The following is a 14,205-nucleotide window of genomic DNA, read 5'->3' as shown; positions in this document are numbered from 1 at the left end:
GATCCAAAAATGAGCGTAATCGGTAACCACGTCTGGCATAGTCAAAACGGGTTGTTCAACACTAATACCGACAGTGAAATAGGAGATGTGGCGAGAATTCTGAATCTTGCACACGACACCGACAGCGAAAACGGATTGTTACTGCAGTTCCACGGTGGATTGGTCGACAAAACCAGTGCGTTGTCAGTTGCAACCAAACTGATCCCCGAATACATCAGCGCTAAAACTTACCCCGTATTTTTCGTTTGGGAGTCGGGGCTAAAGGAAACGCTGATTAACAACCGAGCTGAACTGGCACAGGATCCGGCGTTTAGAGAGCTGGTGAAAAAAGTCACTGAATGGGTCATTAAGAAGTCCAGCCCCACGTCAAACATCGCTCTTAAAGGGGGCGGCGACAAGCTTATCAACGTTTACCAACTGCGCAGCGAGTTTGATAACTGGTTTGACCAGCGCCGGGATACTCCCCCCGTTTCAGAAACAGACATTCAATCCAGCCAAGTCAAAACCAAAGGGCTTTCGAATCTATCCGTCGATCAACTGGCCTACGATATCGAGATAGGCCTTAATGATGATCCTGGCTTTAGAAAAGCCATGGCAGAAGCTTATAACGCGACTCTCACGCCTACGGAGTTTGCTACCAAGTCAGCCGGAACTCATAAAAAGGCCAACGTTTTATTGCTCAGCGAGACGTCGCAGAACGAGCTATTTGGCTCCAGACTGCCTGGCACCCAGACTAAGGGTCTTTTGAGCTGGATTGCCGTCGCCCGTTTCGTTGCAAAGTTGGTCATCGCAGTCATCAAGCGTTATCACAACGGTCGCGACCACGGCCCGTATTGCACGGTTGTAGAAGAGGTTTTACATGCAGCGTATGGAAATCTCTTGGGGGCCGGCATCTGGAATCAAATGAAAAAAGATACCGAAGACAGCTTCGGCACATTGCCCGGCTGCTGTGCAACCGCAGTCGTCAAATATCTAAAACAACTAGAGGATAGCGGGAAGACCTTTTCGAAAATCACACTGGTAGGCCACAGTACCGGTGCAATTTACGTGTGCAATTTTCTGGATGCGGTGGCCGCGGCAGATTTAAAAACGAAGATCAACGTGGTGTTCCTTGCACCTGCAGTAACCTACGACCGTTTTGCCAAAACAGTAACCGCGCATCAAGGCTCTCTGTTGAAATCGTTCCGTATGTTCGCAATGAACGATGAGCGTGAGTCTGCAGACCAGATGCTCAGCATTATCTACAACCGAAGTTTACTTTATTTTGTTTCGGGTTTGCTTGAGGGGCAGGTACCCGCAACGGGTGGGTGGCAAAGCGTTGTTGATATGCCGTTAGTGGGGATGGAGCGCTTTCTCAATCATACGGCGGTATTCGGCACGGACCCAGCCGTCAAGATAGTTACGGCATTTCTCGCTGCGGACCCTTCCCGTATCGCTTGGTCACCTTCATCCAGAGGGCCTGGCTTGAACACCAATGCCAGCCATCACGGCGATTTCGATGATCAAGATTCGGATACGCTTCTCAGCATTCAGAATCTGGTTACTCAGTGAGGACCTATCGCCATGGCTGACATGGATCATGCGATTCTGCTGGGAATTTCCAATTATTCATCTCCGGACTTTCAAACGTTGGAAGGCCCCTCGAACGATGTCGAATTGTTCCGTCAATGGCTCCTCGACAAAGACGGGGGTGCCGTTCCAGCAGAAAATATCAAGTTCCTGACATCGCCTGCGCTGGATCAACAACCCAAAAATGACGCCAGATCTTGGTCCCCCACTGCCGAACAATTTCTCAATCACTATGACAAGCTGACCATTGACGAAAACGATGCGTACATTCGACGTGAAGGCGCACGACTCTATCTTTATTTTTCCGGGCACGGCTTTTCCGAGAGAAACGATATGTCGACAGGGGCAGCGCTTTTTGTAGCAGGTGCCAGTCGTTCGCGCCCCTTGAACATTCACGGTACAGCCTTTGCCTGGGAAGCCAGGGACCTGGCTTTATTTGATGAAATCGTCCTGATCATGGATTGCTGTCGCGACTCAGAAACGGCGCTCCGTTATGCAAGCCCAGGCAAGAATCAATTTGTTGCTGAACTCGCCGCCAATGTTCGAGTACTGGCCATTTATGGCTCAGCCAAAGGTGGTAAGGCGCAAGAACGCAAAATTGCGGAGCGCGGCGACAAAACCTGCAGCCTGCTGACCCATGCCCTGCTCAAAGCGCTGACTGATGCAACACCTGATGAGGGTAGTCGTCTCTCGAGCACGTCTCTAAGAAACTACGTCAACAATATTTGGGGGGATATATGTGCTGGCATTCCCGCGGACACTCCGCGCTTTGTACTCCCGGAAGGTGAAGACGTATTTTTTAAAGCTGGCAACAAGGGATTGTTGCAAAACTTTGTACTTAGCGCACCTCCACTTCCTGGCACCGTGCTCACCTTTTACCTGGGGAGCCTCAACTCACCCGTTGCTCAGTGTGTGTTTGCGCAGGATACGGTGAGTATCGAGAATCCGATCGGGAGTATTGCCAGTTCCTTATCCGTGAAGGACCTTCGATTCGCCCTTAGATTGAAACCAGGCTTCTACAAAATTCAAGCATCGACTGGCGCATACACTTCAGCCCCATTTGAAGTGACAGGAGAACGAGATGTCCCCCTCTGAAGATAAGCCTGACGGCTTGGTCGATATCCAGATTCGTACAAAAAACGGCTTTGATGAGCTCGGACTTATTAATGGTCGATTCGAAGAGGTCGAATCCGGCCTCGGCACACTCACTGCGTCAGTTGAACCAGGTTTTTATAAAGTCAGACAGCGTATAGGCGATCTTGAGCAGTCTCAAATCATTGAGGTTGCATCCGATACGACGACTGACTTCGAGCTGAACACGTTGACATTTGAATCAGCTCTACCCCTTCAGGGATCAGAAGCCTCAATGCCGGAAAAAGAGGCGCTGATGCGCGAGCCTTCACCCTATGTAGAAGGGCAACCACCGCCCATACAGATATTTTTATGGGACCCGCAACCTGAAAGCCAAGAGCGCACCGGCCCCCTGGAACTACCTGGGCCAGAGATTCTAAATCAGTTTCGGTTACGGGCCTTCAAAGGTGAAGTGGAGTGTGATTTTTCAAAAGTGGACGCATTGCCAGGAACTACGGGGGTTTTTCTGGTTAACATCAACGTGCCGGTAGGGACTTATCTTCTAGTTCAGCCCGCAGCACAGACAGAACGCTGTATGCCTCTACATGTTCTTGAAAATTGGGCGCCTCAAGTCTACTTTCGGGTTATCCGGGATTCTCGGGGAGCCATGTTGCCGCTGGACTTCAATCACTCCAGCATTACCTATGTCACGCACCTGCAAGCATTGCATACCAAAGAATTGACCCTCCTTGAGGTCGCTCGCAAAGCATTGGCCAGAGGTCGATCAGTCAAGAGCCAGGCGCTAGTTGATGATCTGGTCAACGGCGACTATCAAGATCCGCTGTTGCACCTGATTGGCGCTCACCTTTTACTGCTGTCGGCGAATTCCGAATCAGCGGAAAGCATCCAACAACTTCAGAAAGTCGTCGATGGGTTGATCGTATCGTTGGGTCGTGACTTTCCCGATGTGATTGCTTTGCAAATCGCACTAGCACAATTACGCCAAGAACCACTGGCTGCTGACCTTGCCCTTTGCGCTCCGCCCATACTTCAACGGAGCTGGGATCTGCTCTTACTGGCCTATCGAAACTCAACGATCATCAGTGAAGTCATGGATTTCCCCTACATCGTTGAACCAACATCAACTTGGTTTGTATGGTTAGGCAAAACGCTCCATACCCCGAACGAAGCCGCGATAAACAGCCTGCGTCAACGCCTCCTCGCACTGGTGAATACTACACTCACGATGAACGTGAACAAACTGGTGAGGTGGATCGATAGTTCGGATTCCATTCCAGAGCTTCCAGCGGCAGCGGCTGACAACGCTGCCCCTTTGATCAAAGCTATGTTGCAAGATGAGCATTTAATCAAATGGATCCAACGTTTGCTGGATCAAGCTGAGCAAGACCCAACTCTTCAGAGTCCACTGGATCAAGCCTTGCTGATGAAACTCTGCTCCGCTCAGACTCAATTCTTCGCCAAACGAAGAGGTAACGACAAAGTGGCCACAGATATCGTGCGCAGCTTTGAAGTTCCTGCCCAGGATGTTGCAAGCAGCGCGGTGAGGATTCTCATCAGTTTACTTAAGCAAGGATACAAAAAATTGCCCCAGCTGCTCGAGGTATACGAAGTCGAATTGAAGAAAAACAATTGATGAGCAAGCCGAAATTGCTTTTCGTCGGTTCCTACCCCCCTAAAGTCAGGCCATTCGCAGGCAACGGCAACGCGGTTTTATAGCGCACTTGCTTGAGCGCAAAGCTTGAACGGATGTTGGCCACACCAGGCACTTTGGTCAGGAAGTCCATCATGAAGCGTTCCAGCGACTGAATGGTCGGCACCAGCACCCGGATCAGATAGTCCGGGTCCCCTGCCATCAAGTAGCATTCCATCACTTCCGGGCGATCCGAAATCGCTTCCTCGAAATGATGCAACGCCTCTTCCACCTGTTTCTCCAGGCTGACATGAATAAACACGTTCACGTGCAGACCCAGCAAGTCGGCGTCCAGCAGCGTCACTTGCTCGCGAATCAGCCCTAATTCTTCCATCGCCTTGACCCGGTTGAAGCACGGCGTTGGCGACAGGTTCACCGAGCGTGCGAGGTCGGCGTTGGTGATACGGGCGTTCTCCTGAAGGCTGTTCAAAATGCCGATATCGGTACGGTCCAGTTTGCGCATGAGACAAAACCACCTGTTTTTTATGTTTATGCAGGTTTTTTATCCTCAAATGATCTCCCGCGCAACGAAACAGAGATAAATATTCTTCTGCGCCGGGCCTATGATTGTTGTAGGACAAGATTTCTTTTATCGAAGAATGACGGTCAGCTCACTACAAGAAATTCACAAGATCGAGCGTAGAAGCCATGAACCAAGCGTATGAACCGCTGCACCTGCACGTTCCCGAACCATCGGGCCGTCCTGGCTGCAAAACCGACTTCTCCTACCTGCGTCTGACCGACGCCGGCACGGTGCGCAAACCCCCAATCGACGTTGAACCCGCCGACACCGCCGACCTGGCCAAAGGCCTGATTCGCGTGCTCGACGACCAGGGTAATGCCCTCGGTCCATGGGCTGAAGGCGTACCGGTCGAGATCCTGCGAAAAGGCATGCGCGCCATGCTCAAGACGCGGATCTACGACAACCGCATGGTGGTCGCCCAGCGTCAGAAAAAAATGTCGTTCTACATGCAGAGCCTTGGCGAAGAAGCCATCGGCAGCGGCCAGGCCTTGGCGCTGAACGTCGATGACATGTGCTTCCCGACCTACCGCCAGCAAAGCATCCTGATGGCACGCGATGTACCGCTGGTAGACCTGATCTGCCAACTGCTGTCCAACGAGCGCGATCCGCTCAAGGGCCGTCAGTTGCCGATCATGTATTCGGTCAAGGACTATGGCTTCTTCACCATTTCCGGCAACCTCGCCACCCAATTCGTACAAGGTGTGGGCTGGGGCATGGCCTCGGCGATCAAGGGCGACACCAAAATCGCATCGGCGTGGATTGGCGATGGCGCCACCGCTGAATCCGACTTCCACACCGCCCTCACCTTTGCCCACGTTTACCGTGCGCCAGTGATCCTCAACGTGGTCAACAACCAGTGGGCGATCTCGACGTTCCAGGCGATTGCCGGTGGTGAAGCCACTACGTTCGCCGGTCGTGGCGTCGGTTGCGGCATTGCCTCCCTGCGGGTCGACGGCAACGATTTCGTCGCGGTCTACGCCGCCTCTGCCTGGGCCGCCGAACGCGCTCGCCGCAACCTCGGCCCTACGATGATCGAATGGGTCACCTACCGCGCCGGTCCGCACTCGACCTCCGATGATCCGTCCAAATACCGTCCTGCCGACGACTGGAGCTACTTCCCGCTGGGCGACCCGATTGCGCGCCTCAAGCAGCACCTGATCAAGATCGGCCACTGGTCCGAAGAGGAACACGTCGCCGTCAGCGCCGAACTGGAAGCCGAAGTGATTGCCGCCCAGAAAGAAGCCGAGCAGTACGGCACCCTGGCCGGTGGCCAGATTCCAAGCGCCGCGACCATGTTCGAAGACGTCTATAAAGAGATGCCGGAGCACTTGAAGCGCCAGCGTCAAGAGTTGGGGATCTGACATGAACGATCACAACAATAATATCGAGTTGGAAACCGCCATGACCACGACCACCATGACCATGATCCAGGCCCTGCGCTCGGCCATGGATGTGATGCTTGAGCGTGACGACAACGTCGTGGTGTTCGGCCAGGACGTCGGTTACTTCGGCGGTGTGTTCCGCTGCACCGAAGGCCTGCAGACCAAGTACGGCACCTCCCGGGTGTTCGATGCGCCGATCTCAGAAAGCGGCATTGTCGGCGTTGCCGTGGGCATGGGTGCCTACGGTCTGCGCCCGGTCGCCGAGATCCAGTTCGCCGACTACGTGTACCCGGCGTCGGACCAGATCATTTCCGAAGCCGCGCGGCTGCGCTATCGCTCGGCCGGCGAGTTCACCGCACCGATGACCCTGCGCATGCCTTGCGGCGGCGGCATCTACGGTGGCCAGACCCACAGCCAAAGTATTGAGGCGATGTTTACTCAGGTCTGCGGCTTGCGCACGGTCATGCCGTCCAACCCTTACGACGCCAAAGGCCTGCTGATCGCCTCCATCGAAAACGATGACCCGGTGATCTTCCTCGAGCCAAAACGCCTGTACAACGGCCCGTTCGACGGCCACCACGACCGCCCGGTAACCCCGTGGTCGAAACACCCGGCCGCCCAGGTCCCGGACGGTTACTACACCGTGCCGCTGGACGTGGCCGCCATCGCCCGTCCCGGCAAGGACGTGACCATCCTGACCTACGGCACCACCGTCTACGTGTCGCAAGTTGCGGCGGAAGAAACCGGGATCGACGCTGAAGTCATCGACCTGCGCAGCCTGTGGCCTCTGGACCTGGACGCCATCGTCAAATCGGTGAAGAAAACCGGCCGCTGCGTGATCGTTCACGAAGCGACCCGCACGTGCGGCTTCGGCGCCGAACTGGTCGCCCTGGTGCAAGAGCATTGCTTCCATCACCTGGAAGCGCCGATCGAACGCGTCACCGGTTGGGACACTCCCTACCCCCACGCGCAAGAGTGGGCGTATTTCCCTGGTCCGTCCCGAGTGGGCGCGGCGTTGAAACGGGTCATGGAGGTCTGAATGGGCACGCACGTTATTAAAATGCCGGACATTGGCGAAGGCATTGCAGAAGTTGAATTGTCGGTATGGCACGTCAAGGTTGGCGACATGGTCGTCGAAGATCAGGTGCTCGCCGATGTCATGACCGACAAGGCGATGGTCGACATCCCGTCTCCGGTGCACGGCAAGGTGATTGCGCTGGGCGGACAGCCAGGCGAAGTCATGGCGGTGGGCAGCATCCTGATCAGCATTGAAGTCGAAGGCGCGGGCAACGTTAAAGAGTCGGCTCAGCCGGCAGCCCCTGCGGTGAAAGAAGCGCCGGTTGCGACGCCGAAAGTTGAACCCGTGGTCGCAAGCAAACCGGTCGTTGCAGCAGCACCCCGAGCCGCCGTTTGCCAAGGCCCGATGGTCGCTCGCGAAGCCGACGAACGCCCGCTGGCCTCCCCGGCCGTGCGCAAGCATGCGCTGGACCTCGGCATCCAGTTGCGCCTGGTCCGTGGCACCGGCCCTGCCGGTCGCGTGTTGCACGAAGACCTCGACGCCTATCTGGCCCAGGGGCAGCAGCCGCAATCGACCGTGGCCGCCGCTTACGCCCAGCGTAATGACGAAGAGCAAATCCAGGTCATCGGCATGCGCCGCAAGATCGCCCAGCGCATGCAGGATGCCACTCAGCGTGCCGCTCACTTCAGTTATGTCGAAGAAATCGACGTCACCGCCGTTGAAGAACTGCGCGCGCACCTGAACGAAAAACACGGGGCGACCCGAGGCAAGCTGACATTGCTGCCGTTCCTGGTCCGCGCCCTGGTTGTCGCCCTGCGCGACTTCCCGCAGATCAATGCCCGTTACGACGACGAAGCCCAGGTCATCACCCGCCTCGGCGCCGTCCACGTGGGCATCGCCACGCAAGCCGACATCGGCTTGATGGTGCCGGTGGTGCGTCACGCCGAAGCCCGCAGCCTGTGGGATAACGCGGCCGAAATCGCCCGTTTGGCCACGGCCGCACGTAATGGCAAGGCCAGCCGCGATGAACTGTCCGGCTCGAGCATCACCCTGACCAGCCTCGGCGCGCTGGGCGGCATCGTCAGCACGCCGGTGCTGAACCTGCCGGAAGTGGCGATCGTCGGCGTCAACAAGATCGTCGAACGCCCGATGGTGGTCAAAGGCCAAATCGTGATTCGCAAGATGATGAACCTCTCCAGCTCCTTCGATCACCGCGTGGTCGATGGCATGGACGCGGCGCAATTCATCCAGGCCATCCGTGGTTTGCTCGAACATCCCGCCACCCTGTTTGTGGAGTAAGAGATGCAGACTTTGAACACCACTCTGCTGATCATCGGCGGCGGCCCTGGCGGTTATGTGACGGCGATCCGTGCCGGCCAGTTGGGCATCTCGACCATTCTGGTGGAAGGCGAATCGTTGGGCGGTACGTGCCTGAACATCGGCTGCATTCCGTCGAAGGCGTTGATTCATGTCGCTGAACAGTTCCACCAGACGCAACACCACAGCCAGCACTCTGCGCTGGGCATCAGCGTCTCCGCGCCAACCCTCGACATCGGCAAAAGCGTCGAGTGGAAGGACGGCATCGTTGATCGCCTGACCACCGGCGTCGCGGCGCTGTTGAAAAAGAACAAAGTCCAGGTCATTCAAGGCTGGGCGAAAGTGATTGATGGCAAAACCGTGGAAGTAGGCGATACGCGAATCCAGTGCGAGCACCTGGTGCTGGCCACGGGCTCGAAAAGCGTGAACCTGCCGATGTTGCCGATTGGCGGACCGATCATCTCCTCCACCGAAGCCCTGGCCCCGACGTCCGTGCCGAAACGCCTGGTCGTGGTCGGTGGCGGTTACATCGGTCTGGAGCTCGGAATTGCCTATCGCAAACTCGGCGCTGACGTGAGCGTGGTCGAGGCGCAGGAGCGCATTCTGCCGGCCTACGATGCCGAACTGACCCAGCCGGTACACGACGAACTGAAAAAGCTCGGTGTAACGCTTTACTTGAAGCACAGCGTCCAAGGCTTTGATTCTTCTAGTAATACACTGCAAGTTTTGCAACCGGGTGGCGACACCCTGAACCTGGAAACGGATCAGGTGCTGGTGGCCGTCGGTCGCAAGCCGAATACCCAGGGCTGGAACCTTGAAGCGCTGAATCTGGACATGAATGGCTCGGCGATCAAGATCGACCACCGCTGCCAGACCAGTATGCGCAACGTGTACGCCATCGGCGACCTGAGCGGCGAACCGATGCTCGCGCACCGGGCCATGGCTCAGGGCGAGATGGTGGCCGAACTGATCAGCGGCAAATCCCGCGAGTTCAACCCGACCGCCATCGCTGCCGTGTGCTTCACCGACCCGGAACTGGTGGTGGTCGGCAAGACCCCGGACGACGTCAAGGCTGCCGGCCTGGACTGCATCGTTTCCAGTTTCCCGTTCGCGGCCAATGGCCGGGCGATGACGCTGGAATCGAAAAGCGGCTTCGTGCGCGTCGTGGCACGCCGTGACAATCATGTGATTGTTGGCTGGCAAGCGGTGGGTGTGGGCGTTTCGGAGTTGTCGACGGCGTTTGGCCAGAGCCTGGAAATGGGCGCGCGGCTGGAAGACATTGCCGGCACGATTCATGCGCATCCGACGCTGGGCGAGGCGGTGCAAGAAGCCGCGCTGCGCGCTTTGGGGCATGCACTGCACCTGTGATTCAGAACATAGATGGCGGCATAGATGACCCCATCGCCAGCAGGCCAGCTCCCACATTTGCAATGCCTTCTCCTGTGGGAGCCAGCCTGCCAGCGATTTCTTGAGGTCAACTCGATTTATCTGTCCGTCATCCGATAGTCCGGGCTGCGAAACAGGCCCGTAATGAAGTATTGTTGTCCCCATCCAGAAAAACGTCAGAAGCCTTGAACCGTTTCGGCGGTTGTTAAGTGATAGAGGGTGTCATGGGTAACGAAAGCATCAATTGGGACAAGTTGGGTTTTGACTACATCAAGACAGACAAGCGCTATCTGTCGCACTGGCGTAATGGCGAGTGGGACACAGGCACCCTGACCGAAGACAACGTGCTGCACATCAGCGAAGGCTCCACTGCCCTTCACTATGGCCAGCAATGCTTCGAGGGCCTGAAGGCTTATCGTTGCAAGGACGGTTCGATCAACCTGTTCCGCCCGGATCAGAACGCCGCCCGCATGCAACGCAGCTGCGCCCGCCTGCTGATGCCGCAGGTGTCCACCGAGCAGTTCGTCGAAGCGTGCAAGGAAGTGGTCCGCGCCAACGAGCGTTTCATCCCGCCTTACGGCACCGGCGGCGCGCTGTACCTGCGACCGTTCGTAATCGGCGTGGGTGACAACATCGGCGTACGTACCGCCCCTGAGTTCATCTTCTCGATTTTCTGCATTCCGGTCGGCGCTTACTTCAAAGGTGGCCTGACCCCGCACAACTTCCTGATCTCCAGCTACGACCGCGCCGCTCCACAAGGCACCGGTGCAGCCAAGGTCGGTGGCAACTACGCGGCCAGCCTGATGCCAGGTTCCCAGGCCAAGAAAGCCCACTTCGCCGACTGCATCTACCTCGACCCGATGACCCACACCAAAATCGAAGAAGTCGGCTCGGCCAACTTCTTCGGGATCACCCACGACAACAAGTTCGTCACGCCGAACTCGCCGTCGGTCCTGCCAGGCATCACCCGCCTGTCGTTGATCGAGCTGGCCAAATCGCGTCTGGGCCTGGAAGTGGTTGAAGGTGACGTGTTCATCGACAAGCTGTCCGACTTCAAGGAAGCCGGCGCTTGCGGTACCGCTGCGGTGATCACACCGATCGGCGGCATCAGCTACAACGACCATCTGCATGTGTTCCACAGCGAAACCGAAGTCGGCCCGGTCACCCAGAAGCTCTACAAAGAGCTGACCGGTGTTCAAACCGGTGACGTCGAAGCGCCAGCGGGCTGGATCGTCAAGGTTTGATCTGACGCCAGCGGCATCGAAGCCCTCCATCGCTTTGGCGATGGGGGGCTTTTTTATCAGCGCTGCCCGGCTTCTCCCCGCGCAATACGTTTACCTCCCCTGCCCTTGATTCCACTCGCCTGGCCGTCCTGTTGCTTACCCGTGCGTGCCTGGGTGATCAGTCCCGGAATCAGCGCTCCTTCCGGCAGGTTTTTCCAGAACCGGGCCGGCAAATGCCCTTGCATGACTTTCGGGTTCAGGCGCGCCGGATTGAAGATGTGGCTGTAGTAGGTCAACCACATGTCGCTGTGCGGGTCGTCGACGTTTTGTGCCAGCTGCTGCCATTCAATTGGGCACTGGCGTTGGTGGATCAACTGCTCACCGTCGTAGTAGACCCCGTCCCTGGGCGTTGCAATCAACCAGCGATGCCGGCCCATGCGCCCGATAAAATGTTCACTGGCGCTGTGCAGGATGTCGTGGGCCGGTTCATGCCAGGCAACGTATTGCGGGCCCTCACCTTCAGGCATTGCGACGAATCGTACGAATGCATGTAAGTGATGAGATTCACGCTGTACCTGTTTGATTCTTCTATGAAATTCACTGCCTAATTTGTCTCCGGCCAGCATGGCGGTGCGGTCACCATGACTGACCCGCCACAGCACTTCGTACAACAGACTCCAGCGCTGATCCCCCCGATAACGAGCGGCGCGCTCCAGGGTGTCCAACAGCGTTCGCGGTATTCGTGCGTGAAACGGCCCCTGGGTTTGAGGTGGCGCATCGTCGCTGGCGAACAGATCGCAGACGCCTTCACTGGCCCAACTCACCCGGCTCGGGTCCACCTCATGGCTGAGCAGCCAGCGCGCCTGCTGGCGCCACGTGTCGAACAGGTCATCGCAATCGAGGCTGATCATCCCCATAACCCCATTTGTTGCGGCTGCGGCCGGTCGCGCAATTGCTGATACAACAAATGGCTGGTGACCTCCGCCTGCTGCGGGTGGTAATCGCTGGTGATGAAGAACGGTTTGGCCTTGGCCAGCACGCAACGCATTCGGGTCAGGTCTTCGTAGCGGATGCGGCGCTGACGGCGCAATTCCACCAGGCGCTCGGTGGTGCGAAGGCCAATACCGGGAATGCGTGCGATCAACGATGCCTCGGCGCGATTGAGGTCCAGTGGGAAGATCTCGCGGTTCTCCAATGCCCACGCCAGTTTCGGATCGATGTCGAGCGCCAGGTGCCCGGGCCCCTTGAACAGCTCGCCAGCGGTAAAGCCGTAGCTGCGCAACAGGAAGTCCGCCTGATACAAACGGTGCTCGCGCATCAATGGCGGCGCGGCCAGCGGCACGCTTTTCGGGCTGTTGGGGATCGGGCTGAACGCCGAGTAATAGACTCTTCGCAAACTGAAGTTGCCGTACAACGCCTGGGCGCTATGGAGAATGGTGCTGTCATCGGTGTCATCAGCACCGACGATCATCTGCGTGCTCTGCCCGGCCGGGGCAAATTTCGGTGCGCGGGGTTCGTTGAGTACGGTCTGGACACCGGTGTAGATGGTTTGCATCGCTTGCTTGATCGAGCCCAGCTGTTTCTCGGGGGCCAGGGTTTGCAGGCTGGCGTCGGTGGGCAGTTCAATGTTCACGCTCAAGCGATCGGCATAGCGCCCCGCTTCCTCGATCAGCGCCGGATCGGCTTCGGGAATGGTCTTGAGGTGGATGTAGCCCCGGAACTCGTGGTCTTCGCGCAGCAGTTTGGCCACGCGGATCAGTTGCTCCATGGTGTAGTCCGCCGAGCGAATGATCCCGGAACTGAGAAACAACCCACTGACGCAGTTGCGCCGGTAGAAATCCATGGTCAGCGTCACCACTTCTTCCGGCGTGAAGCGTGCGCGTGGCACGTCGCTGGAACGTCGATTGACGCAATACTGGCAGTCATAGAGACAGAAGTTGGTCAGCAGAACCTTCAGCAACGACACGCAGCGGCCGTCCGGCGTGTAGCTGTGGCAAATGCCCATGCCGTCGGTCGAGCCCAGGCCGCTCTTGCCCTCGGAACTACGCTTGGGCGCGCCACTGCTGGCGCAAGACGCGTCGTACTTGGCGGCGTCGGCGAGAATGCTGAGCTTGTCGATGAGTTCCATGGGGCACGCCTATTACTGTGTGGATATACAGTATAGGGTCGACCTTCAAGGCACAAGTCATCAGCGAACCCTTGGTCGGGTCAGACCACATCACGCGCAGGTTGCGGTGGGCGTTGTTCGCGGATGGGTTGCACGGTTGGCTGCGCCAGCGTCAGGTCGAACTGTGCACCCAATTCCTTGCGCCCCAGCGCCGTCAACGCCAGCGCCCTGCTGTCCAGATCCTGCGTCACCCATTTGCGCTTGATCGCGGTTTGCAGCAACGCCGCCCCCAGCGAACCTCCCAAGTGTGGCCGACGCATGCTCCAGTCCAGGCATGGGCACGCGAAGCGGCGACGCAAGGTGTTCAGGTCATTGACTTCAATGCCCAACCCTTCCATCAACGCCTCGCCGCTGTCGCTCAGGCGGTAAGCCTGCTCGTCAGTTTCCAGCAACCAGCCTTTTTCCAGCATCCGGTCGTGCAGTAGCACCGCCAGCGTCCCGGCCATGTGGTCATAGCAAGTGCGGGCGAATTGCAGGCGATCCGGTGTACGCGAGGTGAAAGTCGGCGCAGTGTTCTGGCCGATCACCATCAGCGCTTCCAGCGCCTGGGCCACGCGCTGGTCGGCGAGGCTGTAATAACGATGGCGACCCTGCACGTGCAAACGCAGCAGCGCCAGCTCCTTGAGCTTGGCCAGGTGAGCGCTGGCGGTGGAAGCGCTGACATCGGCAATCGCCGCCAGCTCAGTGCTGGTGCGGGCGTGGCCGTCCATCAGCGAACAGAGGATTTTCGTCCGGGCCGGTTCCGCGATGGCCGCGGCCACTTGAGAGACGCCGATGTCGTGTTGTTCAACGTTCATATTTCGCTCCCGGACGAATCAAGGCCGTTTCGAACTGGAGA

12 protein-coding genes are annotated in these 14,205 nt (G+C 57.5%); 8 read left to right on the top strand and 4 right to left on the bottom strand.

All coding sequences use genetic code 11. The features are described from left to right. Window positions 1-9: 9 nt before the first annotated feature. Genes AB4N91_RS09630 through AB4N91_RS09620 form a run of 3 tightly spaced genes read left to right on the top strand, consistent with a single transcriptional unit; the run spans window position 10 to window position 4,294 of the window. On the top strand, window positions 10-1,551 hold the full coding sequence (locus tag AB4N91_RS09630; protein ID WP_010455161.1) for an alpha/beta hydrolase: 1,542 nt from the start codon (window positions 10-12) through the stop codon (window positions 1,549-1,551). A gap of 12 nt (window positions 1,552-1,563) precedes the next feature. Continuing rightward, a complete protein-coding gene (locus AB4N91_RS09625; RefSeq protein ID WP_010455163.1) occupies window positions 1,564-2,664 on the top strand; it encodes a caspase family protein in 1,101 nt (366 codons plus the stop codon). Beyond that, on the top strand, window positions 2,651-4,294 hold the full coding sequence (locus AB4N91_RS09620; protein ID WP_010455165.1) for a hypothetical protein: 1,644 nt from the start codon (window positions 2,651-2,653) through the stop codon (window positions 4,292-4,294). The genes AB4N91_RS09625 and AB4N91_RS09620 overlap by 14 nt, the downstream gene beginning before the upstream one ends. Before the next feature lie 31 nt (window positions 4,295-4,325). On the opposite strand, the gene bkdR is transcribed toward AB4N91_RS09620, so the two are convergent. Beyond that, a complete protein-coding gene (bkdR, locus tag AB4N91_RS09615; RefSeq protein WP_010455167.1) occupies window positions 4,326-4,814 on the bottom strand; it encodes a Bkd operon transcriptional regulator BkdR in 489 nt (162 codons plus the stop codon). A gap of 185 nt (window positions 4,815-4,999) precedes the next feature. Between bkdR and AB4N91_RS09610 the strand changes: the two genes are divergently transcribed. The 5 genes from AB4N91_RS09610 (at window position 5,000) to AB4N91_RS09590 (ending at window position 11,221) form a co-directional block, all read left to right on the top strand. After that, window positions 5,000-6,235: a 3-methyl-2-oxobutanoate dehydrogenase (2-methylpropanoyl-transferring) subunit alpha gene (locus AB4N91_RS09610; RefSeq protein WP_010455169.1), complete on the top strand. Its 1,236-nt coding sequence runs from the start codon at window positions 5,000-5,002 to the stop codon at window positions 6,233-6,235. 1 nt (window position 6,236) lies between these two features. Beyond that, window positions 6,237-7,295 (top strand): alpha-ketoacid dehydrogenase subunit beta, encoded by a 1,059-nt coding sequence (locus AB4N91_RS09605; protein ID WP_010455171.1) that lies wholly within the window; start codon window positions 6,237-6,239, stop codon window positions 7,293-7,295. Then, window positions 7,296-8,573: a dihydrolipoamide acetyltransferase family protein gene (locus AB4N91_RS09600; RefSeq protein WP_083376505.1), complete on the top strand. Its 1,278-nt coding sequence runs from the start codon at window positions 7,296-7,298 to the stop codon at window positions 8,571-8,573. Between the two features lie 3 nt (window positions 8,574-8,576). After that, window positions 8,577-9,959, top strand: a complete 1,383-nt coding sequence (lpdA, locus tag AB4N91_RS09595) for a dihydrolipoyl dehydrogenase (protein WP_169858255.1) — start codon at window positions 8,577-8,579, stop codon at window positions 9,957-9,959. A 242-nt stretch (window positions 9,960-10,201) separates the two neighbouring features. Beyond that, window positions 10,202-11,221 (top strand): branched-chain amino acid aminotransferase, encoded by a 1,020-nt coding sequence (locus AB4N91_RS09590; protein ID WP_010455177.1) that lies wholly within the window; start codon window positions 10,202-10,204, stop codon window positions 11,219-11,221. 56 nt (window positions 11,222-11,277) lie between these two features. On the opposite strand, the gene AB4N91_RS09585 is transcribed toward AB4N91_RS09590, so the two are convergent. From AB4N91_RS09585 to AB4N91_RS09575, 3 genes are all read right to left on the bottom strand, one after another. Next, window positions 11,278-12,111, bottom strand: coding sequence for a TIGR03915 family putative DNA repair protein (locus AB4N91_RS09585; protein WP_154501132.1), 834 nt, complete (start codon window positions 12,109-12,111; stop codon window positions 11,278-11,280). After that, window positions 12,108-13,328: a putative DNA modification/repair radical SAM protein gene (locus AB4N91_RS09580; protein WP_077749306.1), complete on the bottom strand. Its 1,221-nt coding sequence runs from the start codon at window positions 13,326-13,328 to the stop codon at window positions 12,108-12,110. Before AB4N91_RS09580 ends, AB4N91_RS09585 begins: the two co-directional genes overlap by 4 nt. 80 nt (window positions 13,329-13,408) lie before the next feature. Continuing rightward, the gene (locus AB4N91_RS09575) at window positions 13,409-14,164 is read right to left on the bottom strand and encodes an ArsR/SmtB family transcription factor (protein ID WP_460112361.1); all 756 of its coding nucleotides are present in this window, start codon (window positions 14,162-14,164) and stop codon (window positions 13,409-13,411) included. Window positions 14,165-14,205: the final 41 nt, after the last annotated feature.

It is taken from the genome of Pseudomonas sp. H3_D04, assembly GCF_054669175.1.
This window is presented reverse-complemented; position numbering and strand designations above follow the sequence as displayed.